This is a genomic window from Thermogemmatispora argillosa, from assembly GCF_059696725.1.
Map to the genome: position 1 here is coordinate 5508632 of NZ_AP019377.1, position 25665 is coordinate 5534296.

The 25665-nt window shown below is 60.7% G+C and carries 14 protein-coding genes and 1 pseudogene; 4 read left to right on the forward strand and 11 right to left on the reverse strand.

The window, feature by feature from the left end:
- The first annotated feature begins 188 nt into the window (after window positions 1–188).
- The gene (locus AC6H1L_RS21395) at window positions 189–1325 is read left to right on the forward strand and encodes a 3-keto-alpha-glucoside-1,2-lyase-like domain-containing protein (RefSeq protein ID WP_497599479.1); all 1137 of its coding nucleotides are present in this window, start codon (window positions 189–191) and stop codon (window positions 1323–1325) included.
- A gap of 127 nt (window positions 1326–1452) precedes the next feature.
- Here AC6H1L_RS21395 and AC6H1L_RS21400 read toward each other — a convergent pair whose 3' ends face one another.
- The 3 genes from AC6H1L_RS21400 to AC6H1L_RS21410 all read right to left on the reverse strand — a co-directional run bounded on the left by AC6H1L_RS21400 (window position 1453) and on the right by AC6H1L_RS21410 (window position 6255).
- Window positions 1453–3330, reverse strand: coding sequence for a glycosyltransferase family protein (locus AC6H1L_RS21400; RefSeq protein WP_497599480.1), 1878 nt, complete (start codon window positions 3328–3330; stop codon window positions 1453–1455).
- 301 nt (window positions 3331–3631) lie between these two features.
- On the reverse strand, window positions 3632–4606 hold the full coding sequence (locus AC6H1L_RS21405; protein WP_497599481.1) for a threonine ammonia-lyase: 975 nt from the start codon (window positions 4604–4606) through the stop codon (window positions 3632–3634).
- 242 nt (window positions 4607–4848) lie between these two features.
- A complete protein-coding gene (locus tag AC6H1L_RS21410; RefSeq protein ID WP_497599482.1) occupies window positions 4849–6255 on the reverse strand; it encodes a solute carrier family 23 protein in 1407 nt (468 codons plus the stop codon).
- A gap of 470 nt (window positions 6256–6725) precedes the next feature.
- Between AC6H1L_RS21410 and AC6H1L_RS21415 the strand changes: the two are divergent.
- Window positions 6726–7343 (forward strand): annotated as a pseudogene (locus AC6H1L_RS21415) (TetR/AcrR family transcriptional regulator); the annotation flags it as partial.
- Between the two features lie 43 nt (window positions 7344–7386).
- Here the strand turns inward: AC6H1L_RS21415 and AC6H1L_RS21420 are convergent.
- The 5 genes from AC6H1L_RS21420 to AC6H1L_RS21440 all read right to left on the reverse strand — a co-directional run bounded on the left by AC6H1L_RS21420 (window position 7387) and on the right by AC6H1L_RS21440 (window position 14960).
- Window positions 7387–8478: a zinc-dependent alcohol dehydrogenase gene (locus AC6H1L_RS21420; RefSeq protein WP_497599483.1), complete on the reverse strand. Its 1092-nt coding sequence runs from the start codon at window positions 8476–8478 to the stop codon at window positions 7387–7389.
- 189 nt (window positions 8479–8667) lie between these two features.
- Entirely contained in the window at window positions 8668–9792 is a 1125-nt protein-coding gene (locus AC6H1L_RS21425) for a mannosyl-3-phosphoglycerate synthase (RefSeq protein ID WP_497599484.1), read from the reverse strand.
- Window positions 9793–10409: 617 nt separating this feature from the next.
- Window positions 10410–11627 carry a helix-turn-helix transcriptional regulator gene (locus AC6H1L_RS21430; RefSeq protein WP_497599485.1) on the reverse strand — a complete coding sequence of 406 codons (1218 nt, stop codon included), beginning with the start codon at window positions 11625–11627 and terminating at the stop codon, window positions 10410–10412.
- A 230-nt stretch (window positions 11628–11857) separates the two neighbouring features.
- A complete protein-coding gene (locus AC6H1L_RS21435) occupies window positions 11858–13060 on the reverse strand; it encodes a hypothetical protein (protein ID WP_497599486.1) in 1203 nt (400 codons plus the stop codon).
- A 136-nt stretch (window positions 13061–13196) separates the two neighbouring features.
- Window positions 13197–14960 carry a hypothetical protein gene (locus AC6H1L_RS21440; RefSeq protein ID WP_497599487.1) on the reverse strand — a complete coding sequence of 588 codons (1764 nt, stop codon included), beginning with the start codon at window positions 14958–14960 and terminating at the stop codon, window positions 13197–13199.
- A 342-nt stretch (window positions 14961–15302) separates the two neighbouring features.
- On the opposite strand from AC6H1L_RS21440, the gene AC6H1L_RS21445 reads away from it, so the two are divergent.
- Together AC6H1L_RS21445 and AC6H1L_RS21450 are read left to right on the forward strand one after the other, a co-directional pair.
- Window positions 15303–17570, forward strand: coding sequence for a glycoside hydrolase family 3 N-terminal domain-containing protein (locus tag AC6H1L_RS21445; RefSeq protein ID WP_497599488.1), 2268 nt, complete (start codon window positions 15303–15305; stop codon window positions 17568–17570).
- Between the two features lie 77 nt (window positions 17571–17647).
- The gene (locus AC6H1L_RS21450; RefSeq protein WP_497599489.1) at window positions 17648–19219 is read left to right on the forward strand and encodes a glycoside hydrolase family 43 protein; all 1572 of its coding nucleotides are present in this window, start codon (window positions 17648–17650) and stop codon (window positions 19217–19219) included.
- Window positions 19220–19327: 108 nt separating this feature from the next.
- Here AC6H1L_RS21450 and AC6H1L_RS21455 read toward each other — a convergent pair whose 3' ends face one another.
- The 3 genes from AC6H1L_RS21455 to AC6H1L_RS21465 all read right to left on the reverse strand — a co-directional run bounded on the left by AC6H1L_RS21455 (window position 19328) and on the right by AC6H1L_RS21465 (window position 25431).
- Window positions 19328–21268 carry a methyl-accepting chemotaxis protein gene (locus tag AC6H1L_RS21455; RefSeq protein WP_497599490.1) on the reverse strand — a complete coding sequence of 647 codons (1941 nt, stop codon included), beginning with the start codon at window positions 21266–21268 and terminating at the stop codon, window positions 19328–19330.
- Between the two features lie 146 nt (window positions 21269–21414).
- Window positions 21415–23220 (reverse strand): ABC transporter substrate-binding protein, encoded by a 1806-nt coding sequence (locus tag AC6H1L_RS21460; protein WP_497599491.1) that lies wholly within the window; start codon window positions 23218–23220, stop codon window positions 21415–21417.
- A gap of 30 nt (window positions 23221–23250) precedes the next feature.
- Window positions 23251–25431 (reverse strand): methyl-accepting chemotaxis protein, encoded by a 2181-nt coding sequence (locus AC6H1L_RS21465; protein WP_497599492.1) that lies wholly within the window; start codon window positions 25429–25431, stop codon window positions 23251–23253.
- Between the last annotated feature and the right edge of the window lie 234 nt (window positions 25432–25665).

A 25665-nucleotide genomic window follows, 5' to 3' on the forward strand; every position in this document is an offset into this window, starting at 1 on the left:
CCGTTTGACATACTGCGATTTGTGAGAAATTACTGGTAGACATTCAGGCGGCGATATGCGATACTCAACCTGGTTAGCTATCTCTGTGAGCCGAGTATGCCAAGAAGAGTGGAGGGTCCTGTTACATGTCCTCAATGTATCCTCCGTATGAGGGTGGGGCCGCAGGTCGGTTCTGCCAGCGTTGTAGAATGCCGCTGGCGCCCAACGAGGTGTACTGCAGTAACTGTGGATACTATAATGCGCCTGCTGGCAATCAGCCGACGCTATCGAGTTCGGGCGCGCCCTGGGGAGAAGGAGCCGGAGGGTATCCTCCGACGACCTACGGTCAGCCGTATTCAGGAGGGGGAGGAGCCTCGCAGTGGGGGCAGTCGGTCACTCCTGTTCCGACCCCGCCGCCGCCAGCCTCTCCAGGCTACTATGGAGGGCCGGTCTCCTCAACCCCACCGCCGCCAGGCTATACCTATCCTGAACAGGGAGGCAGCTCCTACGCTCCCCCGGCACCAGGCGGCTATCCCCAGGCGGGTAGCTATCAGGTACCACCGCTGCCGCCGGTTCAGCCCCAACCGCCAGAGCGACCGCGCGGCAGAAATTTGGGCCTTCTGGCCCTGGTCGCGGTGGTCGTCTTAGTGCTGGTACTGGGTGGAATTGGGGTCTTTGCCCTCACTCACCGCGGTGGGGGAACCACCGGAACGCTGACCCCGACACCCGCTCAAAGTACGAGCAGTCCTACGGCGGCGCCGCTCTTCAGCGATACCTTTACCAATAACAACCACGGTTGGGATCTCACCAGCGTGCCGGGTCGCTACTCTGTGAAGCTTGGCAACGGGCAGCTCCTCCTTGAAGAGGATAACAATCGTATTCTGCCTGAATTCGTGCCTGGCAAAACCTTCGATGATTTCAGACTAGATGTTGATGCCACGATCACGAAGGGGACGCAGGAGAATAGTGGCTTTGGCGTCTATATTCGGGCTTCAGCCAACCAGAATACGGAGCTGGCCACCTATTACCGCTTCGCGATGTATGGCGATTCGACCTATGCCATTTTCAAGGGAGTGGTTGACTCATCAGGCCAACCACTTGACGATCAGAAGCTCGTTGGCTACTTGTCGACCACAGCGCTCAAACCCATCGGACAAGTCAACCATATCGAGATCGTCGCCAAGGGGTCGACCATGACGCTCTCCGTGAATGGTCAGACCCTCAACAGCATAACCGATAGCAGCTACAAGAGCGGCTCAATTGCCCTCTATGTCTCGAATTTGCCCGATACACCTAAAGGCGTGATAGTGGCCTTCTCGAATCTGGCGATCTATCCTGCGCCGTGAGCTGGCCGTCCTGGCTCGGTACTGGTAGTCAGGACGGCAGACAGAGGGGCAGCCGGGTAGGGAGGTGGCCTGTCTGCGCTGGGGGGAAGGCTGGCAGCCTATTGGCCTCTGAAGGCTGCCAGACCGCTCACGGTGAGGACGGCGGCGAGGTCAAGGCCCGCGGCTGGTATACAAGGTAACCGACAAACTGGTAGAGCCGATAGGCGTTCCTGGCCTCGGGGGAAGACAAGACATGCTGCTGGAAAAAGCTGGCCTGCTGGCGGCCCGTGGTGGCATCGAGCAGGCCGGCGGCCACGGGAAAGACATAGGCAGGTGCTGGAGAGCGATCGACGATTGACCGATATGGCCCGTAACGATTAAAGCCCGGGCGTAGCTCGGCATCGAGGACGCTGCAGATGATACGCTCCTGGCTCAAGAAGACGAGCCAATTGCAGGTCCAGTACTCGGAGTAGACCCGTGTGGCTCCGATGCGTTCGAGTTCGCGAATCAGAGTCAGGCGTCGCTGGTAGTCGGCCTGGGCCGCGGGAATGGCCGCAAAGGTGCGGACAGTGCCCAGCACAAAGGTCGCCGCAACCAGGAGCAGGAGGAAGGCCGAAGCGAGGGCCGTGGCCGTGCTGACCGCAGTTTGACGGACACCAGCGCCTCTAAAGGCCAACTGCTGTTTGGGTGGGCGCAGCTGTCCCAGGGCGCGGGCTGCGCGCTGCCAGAGTGGCCAGAGCAAAACTGGCAGCGCCACCAGGGCGCAGGTCAAATAGCGAAAGGTGGTCTCCGGTGAGACGGCGGCCACCGGTGCGATCGCGTAAAGGAAGAGCGTCAAACCAACACTTGCTAACATAGCCAGTTGCGCGCACTGGCGCACTGCCTCTCGGCGTTCCTCCTCTGGCGGCATCGGCCTGGCGGGTGTCACGGTGAGCTGCCCCGGGCGACGGATCAATTGAGGGATGAAGCGACCCATCTGAAGTCGATGCAAGCGGCGCAGGCTGAAGGCCGCAGCCAGCAAGGCCAGCAGCATATAGCCTACTCCCCAGCCCATTTGAGCCAGGACACAGGGCCAGAGCGCTGGAGTGGGCAGCCCCCAGGGGGGGAGGGCATCGAGGGGACAGCGTGGCTGGTAGCCAGTGGCCCACGGCAGGGCGATAAAGAAGGCCCCACTGAGCTGATGCAACCAGGTCAAATGGTGAGCGGCTAGTTGGTCAGCGCCGCCGTGGTGGATAGAGAGCAGCACAGCCAGCGAGTTCTGGCTAAAGGGAGCCGTCAGATTGTAGTAGAGCAGGGGCTCAGCGCCTACCATCATCCCCAGCAGGAGGCCCAGGCCAGCGCGTCCCCATAGCTCGCGCCAGCAGAAAAGGGCCAGCAGCAGCAGCGCCGCCAGCACGAACGGGCCGATCAGGAAGTCAATCCACAGCGCCAGACCGATGCTCAGCCCAAGCACACAGTAGACAAGTACTCGTCCCCAGGACCGGCCTTGCACCTGCTGGGGACGAAAAGAGAGGGCCAGCCAGGTGGTCAGCAGCAAAATAAGGGGAGCAAACATCAGCATCTCGGGGTACTCCCCTACTGCGCGCAGCTGCAGGAACAGCACATCGCCCGAGCCAAAGGTGAACAAGAGGAGGCAGGCGAGAGCGAAGACTCTGCCATAGAGGAGGCGAGTCAGGCCATAGCTGCTAAGCAGGAAACCGCAGACGAAAGGCAGCAGCGCCAGGCGCAGCGTGAAGAGCGAGGGGCCGAGGAGGCGAAAGAGCGGCGCAGCAACGTAGCCCTCAACTGGCCCCATATAGGGCAGGCCATAGAAGAAGATAGGATGGTCGCCCTGATAGGCGACATGGAGCGCGACCAGCCCCATGTTAGCCTCATCGCTATTAGTAATGGGCCAGGGGGCACGGATGAGCAGCAGACGCAGGATCAAAGCCAGCGCCAGCAACAGGGCGACAGCGAACCACTCGAAGACAAGATGGGGACGGCGCGCGATGCGCTGAGCAGGGGCAGCGAGCTGGTCTGTGAGCATCGTTCTCCCATGCATCCATTGTTCTCAGGCGGAAGAGGTCGCCGCAAGCGCATGCCTGGCCAGGCCAACCATCACTCAAACCGGCCAGTCCGGCCCTCGCCAAAGCAGTCAGGCCAGCGAGCAGGAGCAATAATGTTGAGGGAATAAGGCAGCCTCTCAGGCAGACCTCTTCTCAAGAAAGGAGAAACGAACCTGCCTGGAGACGGGTCACGTCCCGGCCTGAGAAGGAGAAAGGCCAGGCCCGATCTCATCCTGACCACAACAGTTCGTAGTGCCTATCATACAGCAAGGGTGGTGCGATTTAGGACGGGCTGCTCAGCGCCTGAGCATAGAGCGCCGCGTCGACATTGCCACCGCTGACAATGCAACAGACGCGCTGACCGCGAAAGCGCTCTGGGTGTAGGAGCAGAGCGCCCAGAGCTAAGGCTCCTGTTGGCTCAGCCTTCAGATTCGCCTGCAGGAAGAGGCGACGAAGCGCCTCCAGCGTTACCTCATCCGGGACCTCGATGATTTCCTCCACTCCCTGACGGATGATCTCCCAGTTGAGGCGCCCGAGCGAGAGCGTACGGGCCCCATCAGCGACCGTCTCCGGCTCCATGTCGTTGGAAAGCAGCCGTCCGCTGCGTAGAGAACGGGCCGCATCATTGCCAGCTAGCGGCTCTGCCCCGACAATGCGCGTCGGGCAAGCGAGCAAATCGCGGGCGATGACCTGGCCAGAAATCAGCCCTCCGCCGCCAACTGGCACCAACAACACATCGACCTGGGCTTGCCTGAGAATCTCCTGCCCCAGCGTCGAGTTGCCCGCCACAACCCGGTAATCATCATAGGCTGGAGCGATGAAAGCCTCGGGCTGCTCCCGGGCGAGCTGCGCCACACGCTCCTGACGACTCACCCGGCGCACATCGGTAAGCTCCACTCGGCCCCCGTAGGCCTGCACAGCCTCAATCTTCACCTGAGCCGCTGTTGAGGGCATAACGATCGTGGCCTGTTTCCCAAGCAGGCGCGCAGCATAGGCCACCGCCTGGCCAAAGTTGCCAGAAGAGGCCGCGATGATCTGCTGATGGGGAACGCTAGCTAGCAGGTGGTAAGCAGCCCGGAACTTGAAACTGCCCGTGTACTGAAAGGTCTCGCTGGCGAGCAGCAACTGACAGCCCAATTCCTCCGAGAGGCGGGGAGATGGCAGCAGCAACGTCGGACGCACATGAGGTGGTAGTCGCTGCCACACCTCCTCAACATAGGTGGGCGTCAGCTCGGGAGCCAGATCGTAACTGCGCATAGTCCAACGATCTTCCTTCCTGGGGAACCCATCCGATCAAAGGAGGCAAAAGGAGCGCGGTCTGACTGGCCTTCCCTTCCCACCGGGATGGCAGGAACGGATCGCAGCAAAGTCTATCGCCGGCGCTCCTTCGCTCATTGTACCATTGCAGAGCTGGGGGCACAAGGGGCCTGCTCAAGGCCCACCTGGTTCCTCCTCTCCCTACACGGCGGCTGAGACAACAGACCACCAGCGCCGACAGGTTAGGAGCGCTGGTGAGGCCTGTCTTCTTCCATCTGACCTGCCCCTGCCGGATTCAAGCCGACCGCAGCATCGGCAGTCACAGCCTCCTCCGGCTGGGGAGCTGGCTCGCGCAGAATCTGATAGAGGATAATCGAGCCGAAAGTTGCCACCGCGATGGCGCTCAACTGGAAATTCCCAATAGTGAGCGCCAGGTTGCCGGCTCCCACAGTGAGCGCAAAAGCCACCGTAATCAGATTACGACTCTTCGAAAAGTCCACGCGATTCTCCACCCAGATCCGTCCACCGGTGGCAGCGATCAGTCCGAAGAGCACAATAGCCAGACCGCCGATCACCCCCGGCGGAATCGTCCTGATAAGCGCGCCGAACTTGGGACAGAATCCCAACACGATGGCCACGATGGCAGCGATAATGAAGGTCAACGTAGAGTAAATACGCGTGACCGCCATAACCCCGATATTCTCGGCATAGGTTGTCACGCCCGTGCCGCCGCCAAAGCCGGCCACAATCGTCGCCAAGGCATCGCCCAAGAAAGCGCGTCCCAGATAACGATCCAGATTGCGCCCTGTCATAGCGGCAACCGCCTTCACATGGCCGGTATTCTCTGCCACAAGGATCACCGCCACTGGCGCAATCAAGGCTATGGCGCCAGGCGAGAAGGTGGGAGTGGAGAAATGAGGAGGACCAAGCCAGGCCGCCTTTTCCACCCCCGAGAAATCGATCGCTTTGCCAAGATGCGCGCCGTTAGCGAGCAGCAAATAGATCAGATAGCCAATGATGCCACCGAGTAAGATTGGCAGCCGGCGCAGGGGACCAGGAAGGAAAACAGCCACAAAAGCGACTGCCAGGACGGTGACCAGGCCCATCCATGTATCGAAGGCCGAAACGCTCATATCGCTGATCGCCGTCGGGGCCAGATTCAACCCAATGACTGCGACAACAGCACCGGTCACGACCGGGGGCATCAAGAGATCGATCCAGCGGTAACCGGTAGCAATGACAACCAGCGCGATGAGAGCATAGACCACGCCAGCGGCGATAATGCCACCCAGCGCCACCCCGATATGAGGATTGAGGCCCGAACCGTGAAAGCCGCTGGCGAAGCCAGTGGCGGCCAAGACGACAGCGATAAAAGAGAAGCTGGAGCCAAGATAGCTGGGCACCCGCCCGCCTACAATCACGAAGAACAACAGGGTTCCAATGCCCGAGAAAAAGACTGCCGTATTCGGGTCAAAGCCCATGAAGATAGGGGCGAGCACCGTTGAGCCAAACATAGCCAGCACGTGCTGCAGGCCGACCAGAATGCTCTGCCCCCAAGGAAGGCGCTCATCGGGTGCGATGACCCCTTCCGTCTTCAAGGTCCACCCTGTGAAATAACCGCGTTTCTCCGCGGTCTCGCCTGTTGCCATGCGGAAACCTCCTCATAGAAACAGTGGCCGAAGTAGATGCCAGGCCTGGTCGCCAGGACGCGAGAGAAAAAGAGGGTAGCGCAAAGCTCACCTACTTTTGGGAGTACACTGAGTAGGCTCTGAGATGCCAGCACCAGGAGCTGTCACAGGAGCAACAAAGTAGATGTGAGCGCTAACGAAGGCCTCCTTTCTGACACCTGCCCGGCAGGTCAGGAGCAGAGCGCTGGCGACCGAGCAGGCAGGGCCTATTTTCCTAGATTATACCCTATTCTGGCCTCGAATGCGAGATCATAGCAGTCTTCCCTCTCACCTGCGCACTGGGCAGGCAAAGATTGCTCTGCTAGAATAGGGGCGAAGCCTGCCGCAAACAACAAAGGCAACAGCGAGTAGGCCCATCCGGCAGCTTCGCTCCTGCCGGATGGCTGTACCAGAGCAGGACAGGACAGGACAGAACAGGCAGAGAGAAGGGCATGAAGCCATCTCGTCGTCAGCAGCCAGAGAGGAAGGATCAAAGCAACGTGAGAAACAGCCAACTCAAGCGACACAGCAGTGAAGCACTCGGCGGCCAGACTGGGGCCGTACAGAGCGAGCCCCGCTCTGTACGGGAGGCCATTCTTGCCGCTGCCGTGGAACTCTTTGCCCGCTACGGCTACCATGCGGCCCCCTTGCGCGACATCGCGCGCATGGCTGGCATCCAGGCGGCCAGCATCTACTACCACTACGCCAACAAGCAGGCGCTGCTGGTAGAGATCATGGAGACCTACATGCGCCGTCTCAACGCCAACCTGGAGCAAATCATACGCGAGCAGCCGGGGCCGCTAGAGCGGCTGCGCGAGGCCATCGCCAACCACATCCGCCTTCATACCAACTTCAAAAATGAATTCTTTATCATCGACACCGAGATCCGGGCGCTGGAAGGGGCCAACCGTGACTACATCATGGCTCTGCGCGACCACTACGAGCATCTTATCCAAGACATCCTGCGTGAAGGCATGGAGCGGGGCATCTTCAAGCAGAGTGACATCAAAGTCACCTCATACGCCCTGATCACCATGTGCACCGAAGTCGCCACCTGGTTCCGTCCAGGCGGACGACTCAGCGTGCAGCAAGTCATTGACCTCTACAGTCAGCTCATTCTGCAGGGTCTGCTCTGCCAGGGAGATCCTGGGCAAAGGCCGGCGGGATCAGAGCATACTTCACCCCCCGCTTCTGGAGCAGGAGCTGCAGAGCCGTTACGGTCTCAGCCAGGGGAAGACGAGCGGTGATGAGGGCCTCGACGGGGATCTGACCACTGGCGATCAGCTCCAGCGCGCGCGCGAAGTAAGTCGGTGTATGGTGGAAGACCCCCTTAAGGGTCAGCTCGTCATAGTGCAGTGGGCGCGTCTCCAGCGAGATGCGCGTACCGGAGGCGCAGCCCCCGAAGAAATTCACCAGGCCGCCGCGGCGTACCAACGAGACTGCCAGCTCCCAGGTCTGAGGCGTGCCGACGGCCTCAATCACCACGTCGGCCCCACGGCCCTCGGGAGTGGCATCCCGCAGCAAGGTGCGCTGCTCCTCTAGAGAAAGAGGACCGGTCTCAAAGGTCTGCTCAGCCCCGAACTCGCGAGCAAGAGCCAGCCGCTGTTCGCCGTGCCCACTGACCAGGACCCTGGCCCCAGCCAGGCGAGCGACTGCCGTGAGCAGCAGGCCCAGCGGACCAGCCCCGATAATGAGCACCGTATCGCCCGGCTGAATCGCACTGGCCTCTACCCCGTGTAAAGCACAGGCCAGCGGCTCTGTGAGCGCCGCGGCTGTAAAAGAGAGACCTTGCGGAAGGCGATAAAGGTTGCGCTGGACGATACGCGCCGGAATCAGCAAATACTCGGCGTACGCTCCGTTCAGGAGCAGCAGGTCCTCACACAGGCTATAGCGACCGCGGCGGCAGTAGAAGCAGTGATCACAGGGAGCCGAATTAGCAGCGACCACGGCGTCACCCTCCTTCCACCCCTGCACCCCAGCTCCGACGGCGGCCACAAAGCCAGCAGCCTCGTGACCGAAGCCCGCGGGCGGGTTTTTGAAGAGAAGAGGGTGACCGCGCACATAGGTTTTAACATCGGTGCCACAAGTCGTAGCCGCGGCAATCTGCAGCACGATCTCACCGGGACCTGGTTCCGGCACCGGTCGCTCTTCCAGGCGCACATCGCCTGGCGCATAGAACAGCGCCGCCAACATCTGCCTAGACATAGTCTCTAGCTATCCTCACCTCTCACATTGCAGCTCGTTCCCTTCATTGTGGCCTGTAGGTGGGAGCCTGTCAAGGGGTGGATGGGGGCCAGCTCTCCCACCCCAAGCAGGCGCGGGCGTAAGAACAAGCACGAATGAACGCCGGGCACCAGACTAGCAGGCCTCCCTTGAACGCAACGAGACCGGGAGCTAGCTCAGCGACGTCTCTAGCAGACTATCGGTGTCGCGGCCGGGGCGAGCGACACCCTCCACTAAGCGATAGCGATCGGGGAGATCCTCTTCACCGCTGAGGTCCAGCTCCTGCAGCGCGGGGTAGACCAGAGGAGGATGCAAAGCCAGCTCCAGCTCGTCGCAGACACGCAGCAGTGCGTCCTCCACCTGGAGCGGAAGATGCTCCTGAAAAAGCAGGAACGAACCGAGGCTGGCCGCAATCATCTCACGAATATGTTCATCATCGCGCTTGGTATGAAAGTGGGGACTGTGAGAATGGTATTGCTGAAGCAAAGCCGTCATAGGAGCGGGATGAAAAGGACTGGCCTTGAAGAGCAAATCGAGCAGGAGGAAAGTCTCCACAGAGAAACCGGAAGCGAAACGCAAGGCTCGCGCCGTTGCCATCGTCATACCTTGCTCGCCAGCGTTAGAGGACGTAATCGGCTCCTGGAGGCCAGACCAGGTCTGGCAAAGCAAGGAAACAAGAGGCGAGACCACGCTTGTGCAACGGCCTGCACTGGCCACGACCAGCTCTCCGTTGCGCAGGCCGGGCTTGGCGGCCCAACAGATGCGAATATTATGCAAGGTTCCATTGGCATGGTAGGCATACGTAGTATGCGCCGCCATGAACAGGCGGCCCATAGCCAGCGTGTATTCTAACAGAGCGCACGGGACCAGGTTATCGGCATCGTAGAAGGCGAGCCAGCGGGGATAACGCAGCAGGTGTGCCAGCAGCGTCCCGAGATACATTCCCTCTCCCTTCCCATCGCGAACGGAACCGCTGCTATCCAGGATCTGAGCGACGCCGTGGGCGCGCAGCAAGGCTGCCAGGGCGCCATCTTTTTGATGCACCACAAACAGCTGACGATGGGAGGCCAACCGGGCCCGCAGACCCAACCTGAGTATCTCATACTCTTCCAGGGGGCAGTTGGTCACGACAATGATCGGACTGTTCACCGGCAGATACCAGAGCACTCCGGCCAGCGTGTCGAGGCTCTCAGACTTGTGGGAGATAATGAAGGCGGTGTGGGCCAGGAAATGGGACAGATCGTGGAGGTTATGCTCTTCGAGAAGATGGGCAAATCGGATGGTGTCAATGAGCATATCGCTTGCTTTTCCTTTCTAATCGAGAGGAGTTGCGTCTGTCGCGACCGGAAAGATTCGACCATCTGTAGAGAAAAGACGCACAGAGGAGGGCTTTTATCTCACCGGGGTCGCCAACCAGGCGGAGAGGCACGGACTGAACCGGAACCGGCTCCGCTCGCGACCAGCCAGAGAGTGAGCCACTCCACCAGGCACCGCCGTTCTGCTTCAGAGGCGAGGGCGGTGACCCCCACCCTGGCCAGCTTAGCCGCCAGCCAGTGGGGAACTCTGCCGTACAATAATACGTTCGCCCTCTTCAACGCGCGCCGCTTGTCGGCTCAAAGTACTACTGCCGCCTGCTTTCCGGGAGCAAGGCGCACGGATGACAAACAGGCAGCCAGGCAGAGCAGGCAGGAGGCCTGAAAAACGCAGGCTACTCCTGCCTGCTCTGTGTGTGTCCCTCCAGGAGAGGAACAGGCTCCCCACAGGCGCGCGCCGCGGAGTAACCGAGGGAGAACAAGACGAGACAACGATCCACCTGCACGTGTGGGCGCGCTCGCCGTGCTGTGGCGGGATCAGGAGGAAGAGGGCAGGCGCTGCCTCAGCTCCCTCCCTCCTTCCTTCCCAGCTTGCTCCGCTCAGAATGGGTCATCGTGACCGCTGAAGCCGACGGAGGGGGGACTGGGAGAGAAGTGCTCTAGAAAACGGTAGAGGCGTCGTAATTGGCGCTCGTGTTCTCCTTGTTGCTGTTCAACATTCAAATACAGCTGTGAGAGCAGCTCGTAGCGCTGAGTCTGCTCATTGAGCCGCAGCAGGAGAGTACCTAGCTGCTCCTGTTGACCGGCTAATACACCTAGCATCTCCTGCTGAGCCTCCTGATGAGCCTGGCGGCGCTCCTCCAGCTCGCGTTCGATGCGGCTGAGCTGCAGATCATGCTGATCCTGTCTCTCGTGCTGCTGCTCCAGGCGCTGGCGCTGCTCGGCCACCTGGGCGGTCAGGAAGGTCAGCTGCTGCGTGAGTTGCCCCACTGTGTGGGTCATGTGCTCCTGCTGAATGCGTTGCTCGGCCAACTGAGTAGTGAGGTGCAGCACTTCGCGGGTCAGCTGCTCGTGAGTCTCGACCTCCTGCTGCACATGGGTCGTGAGAGCATCGATCTGCTGGCGCAGCAATGTCAGTGTCTGCTGCCATTGGTCATGAATTCGCTCCAGGTTCGCCGTCAGCTCTTCAAGTTGCTGCTCCAGCTCAGTCTGGCGCGTGCTGGTCTGGATCTGGAGGGCGGCAATCTCATCTTCAAAGGAAGTTTGCAGCCGGGTCAGGGCCTCATCAAGAGCGAGGCGCTGCTGTGCGGCGACCTCTTGCTGTTGCTGAAACCGCGCCTCTAGCCGGCTGCGCAAGCGTTCCAGGGCTTCGTGTTGGCGCAAGGCCTGCTCACGAACGAGCTTGCGCAGGGCTGCCACCTCATGGGAAAAAAACTCAGGAGAAGCGAGGTGGACATCCCGCGCCGTATCCGGCTGGGAGCGCTGCTCAAGCTGTCCTGCCTGAGCGGGTCTGGCGGGAGCAGGTGCGGCCTGGACCGCCGTACTGGGGACGGCAGCACTGGCGTTCAGCAAGGCCAAATCACTGGCGCGCACCAGGCGCATGGAGCTGTTTCCTTCCAGCGAGCGGCGGTGCACCGGCAAGAGACCCTGACTGATCCAGCGCTCAATCGTCGCCTCGCTCTGCCCGCTGGCGCGGGCAGCCTGGCTCACGGTTAACCAGCGATCTTCGGCACCAGCCAGCTCGTCAATGAGATGTTCCTGCTCCACTGCTTCGTCTGTCCTTGCAGGAGCGTCTTCCTGCATGCGTTCTTCGAACATGAAAGCAACTGCCTCCAGCTATCCGCTGGTTTTCAGTATATGTTGCCAGCGGGGTGGCGTCAACAGCCCGAGATTGGGAGTACATGCCGACTAGTACGAGTGGTTAGCTGAGTTTCAACAGGAGAAGGTCGTCTGGCAGAGTAGCTGGAATGAGACGTTCTGAACTCATAACCTGATGAGAATACAAAAGAAGCAAAAGAGAAAAAGGAGCAACCAGCGCAAGCTGCTCGCTAGCTCTGGGGAGTTACGGTTTGCGCTGGCTGCTCCTGCTCGGCCTGCTGTTTACTTTGCTGGCGCCAGAGCGTTACCTGACGCTCAACCATCTGGATAAAGGTTTTCACGACCAAGGGGTCACGACTCTGGGCATAGGCTGGTACAAGCTGACCGACGGTAACGAGGCCTCGCTGTCCCACATAATAATCGTGCACATAGCGAAACCAGTCGCGAATACCGTCCTCCCAGCTCTCATAGCGCCGGTAGCCGCTCAGCGAGCGACAGCGGCAGGCGGCAGTCACTGGTGCGCGCAGCAGTCCGGGCGAATGAGTCACGCGCGCCAGGCCTACGGTACCGAAGGTACTGTCGTGCAGAAAGAAAGCCAGGGCGTAGACGGGGTCAAGGCCGGTACGCTCTCCGCTCTCGTAGATCAGCTGGGCGTCGCCGACCAGCGGTGATTGATACTGCCTCAGCAGGCTGGCGATGAAATCAACGGTGACCGTTGGGGTCCCCTGGAGTCGGTAGCCATCCGCGGGGTAAGGAGTGGCTAGCGCGCTGCCGCTCGCCGAGGGCACGATCGTCGTGGGAGTAGGCACCGGTGTCGGTTGTTGGGGTGTGCCGCTGGCGGTCGAGCCGGTGCCGCTCACAGGGCCGAAGAGGCGTAGCTGCTCGCTGCGCCAGGTATCGACTGCTGTCTCAACAGCTCGGATGTAGCCCGCCACATCGTTGTGATCAGAGGCTGGTGCGTAGCGCGGGATGATGTCCTCAACGGTCCTTAGCCCCCAGCTATCGATGTAGACCGTGCGAATGAGCCGGTACCAGGCGACAAAGCCGGCTTCCCAACTTGGAAAGGCTGCAAATCCATCGATGCAAGCGGCATCTGGAATGCAGCGCAGATTACCCAGCGATAAAGTCACGCGGGCAATCCCTGCTGTCCCAAAGGTGCTTTCGTGGAAGAAGAAAGCCAGGGCGTAGACAGGGTCGATCCCATACTCGACTCCATCGTCATAGAGGGCCTGGCCTTTCCCTGCGGCTGGTGAATGGTAGCTGGTCAGCACAAGGTCGATCAGCGCGGGGCTGACAGTGGGGGGACCTGCAAGGACATAGGCGCTGGCTGGCTGCGGGGCGGCGCGCAGCGTCGTATTCCCCGCCGCAAATGAGGCAAAAGTGAAGAGGAGAAGCAAAAGGCTAACGGCTAGAATCTTGCTAATTCGCTGCATGCGTCTGCCTTTCGTTATGACCTCTCTTCCTCTAATGATACTCCATTTCGCTCACGAAAAGCAGCCCCCCTGTCAAAAAGGACGAGGGGGGAGAGCGACTGGCGGGCTGGGGCAGACGCAGGCAGAGGCGGCCTGGTCAAGGGTACCCCTGGCGCAGATAGAGCACAAAGCCAGGGAGGTTCACACGCCGATAGTGGCGGGCAGCTAAAGCCCGGGCCTGGTCGCTCAATAAAGGAAACTCACCGTTTTGGGCATCGCTGAAGAGGTAGGCGGCCCAAGGATCGGCTCTGACCTCCTGATAGTAGGGAGGATAGCGCACCAGCTCATTGCGGGCGAGCCACTGGTTGATAGTGGCGCAGATCACCTGCTCCTGGCTGACGAAGGTCAGGCGGTCGCAAATCCAGTAGCCGGAATAGACATGGCGAATGCCCCAGCGCTCAAGCGTGGCCGCCAGGGCGATGTACTGTTGCTGGCGGTGAGCCGCGCCGGCGATCTGACCAAGGTTGGCGAGCGTGCCCCCAAGAAAGGCCAGGAAAATGAGCACCAGGGCCGCCCCCGCCAGCCAGCGCTGAGTGAGCCCGCGCCAGGACAGGCCGCGGACCCGCGAAAGGGGGAGGCTGCCAGGACTGTGCTCGAGGCGCCGCAGGGCGCGCAGCAAAGGCCAGATGAGGGCTGGAGTGATGATCAGCAGCCCCACGAGATAGCGTGTGCTTTGGGGGCGCTGAGCTGCTGTCAGACTGACTGTGTAAGCCAGCAATGTCATACCTCCTGCCAGTAACAGGAGCAGGCGACTGCTCTGCAGCGCCAGCATCCTCCGGGAAGGGGGGGTCTCACAGGCAGCAGTGCCAGCATCTCTGGTGGCCTCCCTGGAGCGCAGCCACCGCTTGCCCAGGGAGCCGAGGGTCAGGATCAGAGCGCTGGCGAACAAGCAGAGATAGCCGAGGCTCCAGCCGCCATAGAGAGCGGCGCAGCCAAGACTCTGACCGGGGTGCCAGCCATAAAACGGCAGGGCTTCCAGCGGGCAAATTGGAGCCATCCCGGTGGCCAGAGGAAGGCTGTAGAGAAAGGTGCCGGCCAACTTCTTGAGCCAGAGCCAGAGCCCGCTCGGAGGAATGCCCGGATAGCGGTTCTGGCTATAGAGGGCCAGAAAAACGCTGAGCGAGTCCTGACCTGGAGGAGCATGGAGATTGTAGAGAATCAACGGGAAAGCCCCGAGCGCTAGGCCGGCCACTAGCAGCAGCAGAGCCGGGCTCCGCAGCCACTCGCGCCAGCAGAAGAGGGCCTGCAAGATCAGAGAACAGCAGAGATAAGGTACGACGAGCCAATGACTCCAGAGGCCGAGGCCAGCTACGACCCCCCAGGCAAAGAAGGCCAGCAGCCGCGTCGTAGACGACGAGCGCTCTTCTGCCTCCGGGGACGCCAGGGCTAGCCATGTCGCCAGCAGCATAGCCAGCGAGCCGAAAGCCAGCGTCTCCACCGCTCCACCGACGGCGCGCATCTCAGGTGTCAGCACATAGCGTGGCGCTAGTGCGAGTAGCGCCAGTGAGCAGAGGGCTACCGTGCGTCCATACAGCAGATAGGCGAGCTGATAGCTGGCGAGAGCAAAAAGAAGTAGGAAGAGGAGCATCGCGAGGCGCAGTGAAAGGAGAGAGGCGCCAAAGAGGCGGAAAAAGATGGCGGCCACGTAGGCCTCTCCAGCCCCCATATAGTTTTGCCCGTAGTAGAAAATAGGCCAGTCCTGCCCGCGGGCGATATGGAGAGCCATCAGGCCCATTGTGCCTTCTTCGCTGTCGGTGCCTGGCCAGCCAGCGAGGCTAAAACCCAGGCGTAGCCCGAGCAGGCTGACAATGAGCACCGGCGCAGCGGCCTGACGAGCTATACTGTGCGACTGCGTGCGCAAGATCGAGAAGGAGGCCATTGCTTCCCCCGGTAAGCGGTGAAAAACGCCTGGTCCGGCAAAAGGCAGGCAGGTTTTTGTCCAGCCACTCTCTGCCCTGATTTCCTCATTATTCTAGACGACTTGGCCTCTGGCGCCTAGACGATTGAACGAAAGATACTGGCCTCAGCCTGCCTTCTTTCTCTCCCCAGGCCTCTCCTGCTCTCAGCTGAGCTGAGTAATAAGGGCCTGGAGCTGAGGCGTGAACCGCTAAGACGGCCCGGAAGGAAACGACGCGATTTTGGCGGGGTAGTTCAGCTATACTGTTGCATAGCAAGGCTAATGACGGAGGAGAACGCGCCAACGATGAGCCAAATCGAACGCCATGCCGAACAGCTACAGCTGCGACTTAACAGTTTACTGGCCTCGATGACCCTTGAGGAAAAGGTGGGACAACTGACACAGTATTTTTACTTCCCGGGTTTCACCACCCAGACAAGCTTCGTGGAGGAGGAGATTCGAGCGGGGCGAGTAGGCAGCCTGCTCTTTGTCGCCGATCCAGCGCAGACCAATCGTCTGCAGCGGCTGGCTGTCGAAGAAAGCCGCCTTGGGATACCGCTGCTCTTTGGCTTCGATGTCATTCACGGCCTGCGCACCATCTTTCCTGTGCCGCTCGGCCTGGCCGCTTCCTGGGACCCCCAGCTTGTTGAGCAGGTGCAGACGGTGGCTGCACGCGAGGCCCGCGCCGTCGGTATTCACTGGGCCTTTGCGCCGATGGTGGATATCGCCCGTGATCCTCGCTGGGGGCGCATCGTCGAGGGCGCTGGTGAAGATCCCTATCTGGGAGCGCGCCTGGCCGCTGCCCATGTGCGTGGGTTCCAGGGCGAGGGAATTGGGGCACCTGGGCGTATTGCAGCAGGCCCCAAGCACTTCGTCGGTTACGGGGCCGCGCTGGGGGGACGCGACTACGACGAGGTCAATCTCTCTGAGAACGAGCTGCGCAATGTCTATCTCCCTCCTTTTGCCGCGGCTGTTGAAGCGGGCGCCGAAAACATCATGAGTTCCTATGTGGGGATCAACGGCGTACCAGCAGCCGCCGATCGCCGTCTGCTCACCGACATACTGCGGAAAGAGCTAGGTTTCCGGGGGTTCGTTGTCAGTGACGCCAATGCCGTCATCGATCTGACCACGCACGGCCTGACGCGCGATGATCGCGATGCGGCCCTGCGGGCAGTGCAGGCCGGTCTGGATATGGAAATGGCGCTGGGCATTCAGTTCGCTGGCGAATCTGGTCCGCAGGCGCGTCCAGCGGCCTTTACAGCGCTGCCAGAAGCCGTGCGCTCCGGTCTGCTGGATGAGCAGCTGCTTGATGAGGCAGTAAGGCGTGTACTGGCGCTCAAGATCCGCCTGGGTCTTTTTGAGCGGCCCTATGTCGACGAGGCCCAGGCGCAAGCGGTGCTGCAGGCCCCGGCTCACCGTGAACTGGCCCGTCTGGCCGCTGAGCGCTCGGCGGTGTTGCTACGCAACACAGGCATCTTGCCCCTTGACCGGACGAAGCTGCGACGGCTGGCCGTGCTTGGACCGCTGGCGACGGATCAGCGGGCCACGCTCGGTCCCTGGGTCTTTGTGCCAGACCTGGCGAGTACGGTCACCATCCTGGAGGGGTTGCGTCAGGCGGCTGGGGCCACGCTGCAGGTCGACTATGCTCCCGGCGTGCCTTTACCAACGCGCCCCATTCCTTCGCCCTTTGCCGCCCTCGACCAGCTTATCTCTGGGGCCTCGCCGTCCGCTGGGGCAACGTTCGACGAGCAGGCCGAATTCGCGCGAGCCGTAGCACTCGCGCGAGCTGCCGATGTGGCGGTGCTGGTCCTGGGTGAAGCCTCCGATATGAGTGGAGAAGCGGCCTCGCGCTCGACGCTTGATTTGCCGGGCCGTCAGTTAGAGCTGCTGGAAGCTGTGGCGGCTACTGGAACCCCCGTGGTCTTGGTGCTCCTGTGTGGCCGGCCTCTGGACTTGCGCCGCGTGGTTGAGCGGACGGCAGCTATTCTGGTAGCCTGGCATCCAGGCAGCGAGGGAGGCCATGCAGTGGCCAGGCTGCTCTTTGGAGAGGTGGCCCCCGGTGGAAAATTGCCGGTGAGCTGGCCGCGTAGTGTGGGACAGGTGCCGTTGATTTACGCGCATCTGCGTTCGCACCAGCCCCAGACCAGCGGCCTGCGCTACTGGGAGGAGGAGAGCACCCCCCTCTATCCTTTCGGCTTCGGCCTCAGCTATGGGGAGGTGGAGTACAGCGATCTGCGGCTCAGCGCCACTACCATCGGCTTACAAGAGACGCTGGAGGTGAGCGTCCTCCTGCGCAATCGCTCAGCGCGCCCAGTCGAAGAAGTAGCTCAGCTCTATCTGCACCAGCGCTACGGGCGGGCCGCCCGTCCTGTACGTGAACTGAAAGCCTTTGAGCGCGTGAGCTTGGAGCCAGGAGAGGAGCGTACGCTCCGCTTCATCGTCGGACCGGAGGCCAGGCGCTACTGGAGTGCTGCGGCGGGAGCCTACGTACTCGACGCCTCCGTCTTTGATGTCTGGGTAGGCGGCTCATCTCAGGCCTCCTTGCACGCGGAGTTTCAAGTCCAGGAAGGCTAGCCCGGGCGCGAAGCCGAGCGATCCGGTGTGCTGTCAACTCGCATCGCTTTGTATGAGTGAGAGGAGTTGTGGGAACCATGCAGGTCACGAATCCGATTCTGCCCGGGTTCCACCCTGATCCCAGCATTTGCCGCGTTGGAGAGGACTATTATCTTGTCACCAGCTCCTTCGAATATGTTCCAGGTGTGCCAATCTTCCACAGTCGTGACCTTGTGCACTGGCGACAGATTGGCTACTGTCTCACGCGTCCCGAGCAGCTTCCATTGCCGAGGAGCGAGCCATCACTTGGCATCTTCGCGCCGACCATCCGCTTTCATCAGGGCACCTTCTATCTGATCACAACCAATATGGATCTGTACGAGGAGAGAGGAGGTCGCTGTAACTTTTATGTCACGGCCAGCGATCCGCGCGGGCCCTGGTCCGATCCGATCTGGCTTGAGCAGGGAGGCATCGATCCGTCGCTCTTCTTTGATGAAGATGGGGCTGTCTATCTCACGAGCACAGCCGACCAGGGGTTCGGTATTCAACAGAGCCAGATCGACCCAGTCACAGGAAAGCTGTTGACGGAGCCACGCCTCATCTGGAACGGAACTGGCGGGGCCTATCCCGAAGGTCCGCATCTCTACAAGATCGCTGGCCACTATTACCTCATGATTGCTGAGGGTGGAACCGAGTATGGTCACATGGAGACCCTGGCCCGGGGTCCAACACCGTGGGGGCCGTGGGAGGCCTGTCCGCATAATCCTATTCTGAGCCATCGCAGTCTCTTCCATCCGATTCAGGCCACCGGTCATGCGGATCTGGTCCAGGCCCACGATGGCAGTTGGTGGCTGGTCTGCCTGGGGATCAGACCACAGCCTTCCACCAGGCTGCATCACTTGGGGCGAGAAACCTTTCTGGCTCCGGTGGCCTGGGATGCCAGCGGTTGGCCTCACGTTGGCGAGAATGGCCAGATCCCGCTAACCTTTGAGGGACCACGGCTTCCCCCGGTGCCCTGGCCTCCTTCTGCCGCTCGCGATGACTTCGATCAGCCTACGCTCGGCCTCGACTGGAACTTCCTACGCTGGCCACAGCCTGGAAGCTGGTCGCTTACGGCCCGCCCCGGCTTCCTTCGCCTGATCGGTGGCGCAGCGACGCTCGATCAAGGAAGCGGCGTGACTTTTATTGGCCGGAGGCAGGAGCACGCTCAATGCACAGCGGCGGCCCGGCTTGAATTTGATCCGCAGACCGATGGACAGGAAGCCGGCCTGGTGGTCTGGATGAATGCGCGCCACCACTATGAAATTGCGCTCACTCGCCAGGAGGGCAGGCGCTGCGTGATTGTGCGCCGACGCATCGGCAGCCTGATGGCTATTGTCGCCCGCGAGCAGGTGGAGGCCGGCCCGGTCACTCTCAGCGTCAGGGCCATCCAACCAAGGCAGCCTGTCAGGGGAGCCACTGCGCTCTACCTCTTCTCGTACGCGCTGGACGACGGCGAACCCCATGAGGTGGCGCGCGGCGAGGCGCGCTATCTTGCTACAGAGGTGGCCGGTGGCTTCACCGGCGTCTACTTTGCCCTCTATGCAACGACCAATGGGGAAGCGGCCAGCGTGTCCGCCGACTTTGACTGGTTCGAGTACCGGCCAGAGCCTGAGAGCCTCTCGCCATAGCCGCTCTGGCTGGTCTGCCGAAAGTCCAGCTCTGGCCAACACCAGGGCCGGGCTTTCGGCAGCGCCTGACCCGTCTTTCTGCCTGAACTGCTGGCCAGCCCAGCGATGTCAGGCCGTACTGCCCTCTCGCAGGCGAAAGATTTCGACCGAGCGGCGCAGGTACTCGACGCGCTGCGCCAGCGTCTCCACGTGCTGTGACGCCTGACGGGTACTTACGTTCATCTGGCGAGTGGCCTGCGAGAGACGCTGCATGATCTGAACAATCGAGGTAAACGCCTGCAACTGGCGGGCCACCATATCGGTGATGCGCTCGATCTCGCGCGCTTGCAGCTCCACCGCCGCCGAGATAGTTTCCAGAGCGGCCCCGGCCTCCTGCGCCCGCTCAGCTCCAAAAGCACTCTCTTGCTCAGTAGTGCGCATCGAGCTGGTCACGGCGCTGATATCCTGACGCACCCCCTCGACGATCTGCACGATCGAGCGCGCCTGGCCATTCGCGCGCTCGGCCAGGCGCTGGATATCTGCCGCGACAGCGCTGAAACCCCGCACAGATTCTCCCTCGTAGGCCACCAGAGTCGCCGCGTCCTGGGCCAGGCGGTTCGTCTGCTCAACAATGGCTGAAATTACCTCAGCAGTGCTGTTAATAGCGCGTGAATGCTCGTCGAGCTTCTCAACTTTGGTCGCGGTTGCCTGCACATTTTCATAGATACGCTTCAATCCTTCAAGCACCTGCTGGACAGCCTGTCGCCCCTGGCGAACATGCTGGAGAGACTCATGAGTACTCGACTGCAGCATATTGGCGCGATCGGCGATATGGCGGCTAGAAGCCGCGATATGCTCGATCTCGCGTGTCGCGCGGGCGATCTGCTGCAACTGCTGGTCACCAGTCTCCACCAGGCGCGCCAACGCATCGACCACCACCGTCGTCGAGATGGCCACCTCGCGCGCTGCCCCTTTGACACGCATCACCAGGCTGCTCAGCTCAGCCAACATATAGTTAAAGGCATTGGCAATAATTTGCAGTGTCCCACCGGTCATACGCGCGCGTCCGCTCAAGTTTCCCTGGCTCACCCCGCTAACATCGCTCACCAGCGCTTCAATCTGCTTTTGCAGCGTATTACGCTGTTCCTGGATCTCCTGTATGAGATGTACCATGTGATCGAGCATCGCATTGAGTGAGCGGGCCACCAGAGCAATCTCATCGCGGCCCGTGACCGGGGCCCGGACGCTCGTGTCGCCGCGAGCGATACGACGCGTCAGGCGAGCCAATTGCCCCAAGGGGCGAGCGATCGTCCAGTAGACAAAGGTCCCGACCAGCAAGACCACGGCGGCAATCAAGAGCGCTGCCAGCGCGATCTCAATCGCTGTCTGCGTGACCTGGGGAGCGGTCACCTCGACCACCTTGTCCCCCACAGTCTCGGTCAGGTCCACGATATGTTTCCAATCATTTTCCAGGGGGGTATAGGCGCTATTGGCCTGCTGCAGCAATTGGGTTGTCTGACTGGTTGAGCGGGAGGACTGCAACGCTGCCAGCTCGCGATCCTGTGCCTGTCGGTAGCGCTCCCACTCGCCTGAAAGGATGCGCCGCAGCGTCTGCTGTTGGTCGCTGGCGAGGCCGCGCGTACTGCTCTCGCTCTCTAGCAAACTACGGATGGGGGACATCTGAGGGGAAGTAGCCAACTCATAGTTACGCTGGTAGCTGGCGATCCCCTCAGCAAAGTTGGCCTCCAGCGCCTTGATCTCCGCAGACAGACGCTGACGCAAGGCCGCCAGATCAGTACTGGGAGCCCCAGCGATATTGGTTGAGACGAAGGTCTGAGCCTGCAGGGCGATCAAATCAGCATGCATATGCTGCAGGTTTGCCAACTGGGTGGTGGCCACATGGACCGCATCGGTACTGACCTGGACGGCCTCGCTGCGGCTATTAAGGGCATCGATATAGGCATGCCCGAGCAGCCAGAGGATGATGCCCGGAATGACGGCGACCAGGATTGCCGCCAGGAAGAGGCGCCGCACAATAGGCGCCTGGGTAATCCATCGCATCGAAACCATGCTACTCACATTCCCTTCCTGCTTCCTTCTTGAGACCTGCGCTGCATGTATGCTTGCTTTCCTTTCTGCCTTCCTGCCTGAGGCATGCATCATCCACTCAGCCCACAAGAGGGCGGCTGAGCGGCACCAGGGACCGCTTGGACCGCTCAGACATGATGCAGCGAGAGCGCCACCTGCTCATTATCGGGATAGCTATAGGGAGACGGCACAGCATAGGGATTGTGCTCATCAGGCCAGCCCACAAAGCGCGCCGTCGTATACTCGTACCAGTTGACGCTATAGAGCAGGGGGATCGAAGGCAACTGCTCCACCATAATGCGCTGCAGACCATAGAGCGCTTGTTGCTGCACGGCAGGATCGGTCGAGTGGGCATACTGGGCCAGCAGCTGATCGGTCGTGGGATCGCTCCAGCGCTCCCAATTCGAAGGGGCTGTCTTGCCGATCGGGGCCGTATTCGCACTATCGAGCAGGGCATCGTACAAATAGTAGGGAGAAGGGCCGCTATTGGTCCACGAGATCGCGCTTTCAAAGTTCCCCAGTTGCAGATCGGAGAGGTAGCTGTTGAGCGACAGGGCCTTGACCGAGACCGAGATGCCGATCGCGGCCAGATCCTTGGCCATGAGCTGACAATCCTTCTCCCAGTCGGTCCAGCCGGAGACGACCTCCATCGTGAAGGCCAGACGTCGGCCCTCGCGATCCATAAAGAAGCCGTCGCTCCCGCGCACGAAGCCCGCGGCTTCTAACAGGCGGATGGCGCGGGCCCGATCGACCTGGAAGGTGAGCGAACGATATTGAGGAGCCAGGAACGAGCGATAAGCAGGCAGCACGATTGCCGTTGGATGAGGCGGCGGCTCGTAGCCGTTCTCCCCCTCCTTCCAGAGACGCTCCCGATCGATAGCCAGACTGATCGCCTGGCGCACGGCGAGCAGATTAAAGGGATAGCGCGCGGTATTGAGATAGAGCATCACCACAGCAATGGGCGGCAACCAGTAGCGGTTATGGGCCGGATCACGCGCCACAAAGCTCTGCAGATTTGAACTAAAGAGGCCTGTCCAGTCAATCGAGCCCTGAGCCAGCAGCAAATCGGCACTGGCATTGGACACATAGGCCGGATAGCGTAGCTGGCTGATATAAGGCTTGCCGGGCTGCCAGTAATGGGGATTGCGCTCCAGGATATAGAGCGTTGGATCGAAAGATTTCAACATGAAAGGCCCAGTGCCAACCGGGTTCGGGTTAGCTTCGTGGACAGGATCTTTGAAGTGCTCCCAGATATGACGTGGCACAATGTAAGTCTGGCCGCCGATATACCACTCTTCCGGGAAGGACGGCTGTTTGAACGTAATCACGACACGATAGGGATCGGGATTCGTGACCTCCTTGACCGCGGTCCAGATACTGTGGAGATCGAGAGCCGGGAAGCGATGAAGCAGATTCAGCGTGAAGGCGACATCGTCGCTGGTAAAGGGCTGGCCATCGGTCCACTGTACCCCGCGACGGAGCTGGAACGTCAGCGTCTTGAGATCGCTGGACCACGAGAAACTCGTAGCCAGCCAGGGTTTGACCTGGCCAGTTTCCTGGTTGAAGAAGAGCAACGTTTCATAGATCATCCCCTTTGTGCCACTGAGAGTGGCGTTGTCAGTGGCAAAAGGGTTAAAGAAGCGCTGGAAACGTCCATAGGGACCAGGCACAATGGTCAAGGCGCCCCCATATTTAATCTGCGAGCCTGACTGCGTGCTGCTCGCGGGCATGCTGCCAGGCACACAGGCCGTCATCAGCAAGAGCAGAGCCACACTCAGCGTCACCAGCCAGCTTCCGAGCGAGCGCCGGCCTCTGTTACGGCAGTGACCGAGCGAGCGCAGCTCAGAGCTGGGTGAGGGACCAGGACACGAGGCCAGATGAGGGCCACGAGGATCACGGGCAGGGCAAGCATGATCAGGGACAGCGGTGGACATGCTACATCCTCCTTGGCTTGGCATCAGATCCTACTGATACGACTCGCTATCGGGGGCCTGTGGTGGCTGCGGGACCCACAGCTGTGAGGGAGGCAAAGGCGTATTGAGGCTGGACCCAGGCGAAAACTCTGTGGGTGGCAGGGGAGTCACCGCCCCACTAGGAGGAAGGGGAAGCAGCCCGGCTTGCGACTGACCGAGAGGGGAACTGACGGGCCGGGTCCCCGAGCCGAGCGGTGAGAGCGAACCGGTGGTCGTCAGGCTGCGACGCTCGCTCGCCACCCTGGCCGGAGCGGCTGACTGCTCGCGCGAAACCTTGAAGGCATCGACGGAGATCCGCAGGTGCTCGACCAGCGAGGCCAGGCGCTGCATATGGTGAGTTGCCTCGCTCAACCGGGCCTTATTGGTCTGAGTCAGATCAGCGACATACTGCATGATCTGGACAGCCGCCGTGGCCAGCTCCATTTGTCTGGTCACCAGATTCGTGATATCGGCGATATCGCGAGCCTGGCGCTCAACTGTAGTAAAGATGCCCTCTAGCGTGCGCTCAACATCCTGAGAGACCTTGCTCTCTAGTGTCGTCTCGCGCTGCGTGCGCTCCATAGAGGTGGCGGCTTCAGCAATATCTTCCTGAGCGCTGCGCACGATGCGAGCCACATTATTGGCCTCTAACTTGGCCTGCTCGGCCAGCCGACGAATGCGCACGGCCACCGCCCCGAACTCCTTGCGCCCCTCGCCAGCCATTGCGGCCTGGATAGCCGAGTCGAGGGCCAGGCGATGGGTCTGGTAGGCCAGGCTGAAAATGATCTCTACGATGTCGTTGATCTCCTGTGAACGCTCGCCCAGGCTGCGCACCCGCTGCGTCGTCGCCTGGACATGGGCATGAATATGGCCGAGACGGTTAATCGCATCCCAGGTGGCCTGATGCCCGCCGGTAGCGCTGCGCTGCGTATCCTGGGCGATGCCTTCCAGGGTCTGGGCATGTTGCGCCACTTCCTGGCTTGCCAGGGCCATCTGTTCCACGCCGCTGGCCGCCTCATTGATCTGCTGGATCTGGAACTCGCCGATCTGGCCAAGGCGTGTCATCTGCTCCAGCGTCAGGCGGGTCGAGTGCTCGACCTCGCGAGCCACCTGCTTGATGCGAAGCACCAGGCTCTCCAGCTCACTGATCATGTAGTTAAAGGAGGAGGCGAGTACCCCCAGGACATCGCCCGTCACGTCAGCCCGGATGCGTAGATCACCCTCGCCCACCCCTTTGACCTCGCTCGCCAGGTTGCTGATGCGGGTCTGCAGCAGGTCGCGCTGCTGTTGCGTGTTCTCCATCAGTTGGACGATCGTATCGAGCATGGTATTCATCGAGGCCGCCACGCGGGCAATCTCGTCGCGCCCGCTCAGCCTGGCGCGCGCCGTTGTATCGCCAGCGCTGATACGCCGCGTGAGCTGAATGAGCTGGCGCAGCGGGCGGCTGATCGTCAGATTGACAAGGTAGCCAATGGAGAAGACAAAGAGCATGGAAATGGGAATGGCGGTCACTGTCCCGATCAGCATAGGAACGGTTTGCGAGGGACCGACGCGTACCACTTCGGTATTGACTCGCTCGGCGATATCGACGATACGTTGCCAGCTAGCGAGCAGCGGCGTGTAGAGCTGATCAGCCTTTTGCAGGAGCTGGGCGGCCTGGGCCAGGGGCATGCGGGTGTCCAGGCCGATCAATAGATCGTCCTGGGCTGCCTTATACTGGGGCCATTGGTGCTCCAAAATCAGATCAAGGAGCTGCTGCTGCTCACGAATGATGGTGGTATGGGGATCATTCTCCAGGAGAATTCGTCGAATGTCGGCCATCGCCGGAGCGGTTGCGAGCTGGTACTGTTCTTGATAGGCAACGCTGTCAACGTCAAAGCTGCCTTCGATACTGAGCACCTGCAAGATGACGTCTTCTTCGGCGCGTGTGACAGTTGCGTCACTGGTACTGTTCGTTGTAACGCTTGGCAACAGAGCGACAAGCAGCGCGTGCATGCTCTGCAGGCGCGCTAGCTCGGTCGTGGTGATTTTGATCGTCTGGTTACTGATCTGTACTGCCTGCCTGCCCGACTCCAGGGCGTGAAAGTAGATGCTACTGAGGAAGACAATCGCGATAAAGGGGATAATCGTCGCCCAGGCGAAGGTGGCGAAGAGTCGCAGGGAAATTGGTACGTTACTAATCCATCTCGGCATCTGCCTGGCCTCCTCTCTTGCGCTCAGCTCCGTCGCGCCTCTCTCTGCTGGTTGCTCATTCGTTCGCTCGCAGGACCACGCGTGGTCATAACGTCAAACGCTGCCGGTGATGTTGAGCTAAGTATACAATACCAGTAGTCCTAGAATTCCTAAATGGTTGATTACTCACCTGAATTTCTTACCGGCATTCTTCTCTACGTTGTTACGGTACCGGTACCGTAACAACGCTGAAAA

Coding starts and splice junctions, on each gene's coding strand:
- AC6H1L_RS21460 (WP_497599491.1), bottom strand. CDS start 23,220: ATGTCCACCGCTGTCCCTGATCATGCTTGCCCTGCCCGTGATCCTCGT.
- AC6H1L_RS21410 (WP_497599482.1), bottom strand. CDS start 6,255: ATGGCAACAGGCGAGACCGCGGAGAAACGCGGTTATTTCACAGGGTGG.
- AC6H1L_RS21445 (WP_497599488.1), top strand. CDS start 15,303: ATGAGCCAAATCGAACGCCATGCCGAACAGCTACAGCTGCGACTTAAC.
- AC6H1L_RS21450 (WP_497599489.1), top strand. CDS start 17,648: ATGCAGGTCACGAATCCGATTCTGCCCGGGTTCCACCCTGATCCCAGC.
- AC6H1L_RS21435 (WP_497599486.1), bottom strand. CDS start 13,060: ATGCAGCGAATTAGCAAGATTCTAGCCGTTAGCCTTTTGCTTCTCCTC.
- AC6H1L_RS21465 (WP_497599492.1), bottom strand. CDS start 25,431: ATGCCGAGATGGATTAGTAACGTACCAATTTCCCTGCGACTCTTCGCC.
- AC6H1L_RS21420 (WP_497599483.1), bottom strand. CDS start 8,478: ATGTCTAGGCAGATGTTGGCGGCGCTGTTCTATGCGCCAGGCGATGTG.
- AC6H1L_RS21400 (WP_497599480.1), bottom strand. CDS start 3,330: ATGCTCACAGACCAGCTCGCTGCCCCTGCTCAGCGCATCGCGCGCCGT.
- AC6H1L_RS21405 (WP_497599481.1), bottom strand. CDS start 4,606: ATGCGCAGTTACGATCTGGCTCCCGAGCTGACGCCCACCTATGTTGAG.
- AC6H1L_RS21395 (WP_497599479.1), top strand. CDS start 189: ATGCCGCTGGCGCCCAACGAGGTGTACTGCAGTAACTGTGGATACTAT.
- AC6H1L_RS21430 (WP_497599485.1), bottom strand. CDS start 11,627: ATGTTCGAAGAACGCATGCAGGAAGACGCTCCTGCAAGGACAGACGAA.
- AC6H1L_RS21425 (WP_497599484.1), bottom strand. CDS start 9,792: ATGCTCATTGACACCATCCGATTTGCCCATCTTCTCGAAGAGCATAAC.
- AC6H1L_RS21455 (WP_497599490.1), bottom strand. CDS start 21,268: ATGGTTTCGATGCGATGGATTACCCAGGCGCCTATTGTGCGGCGCCTC.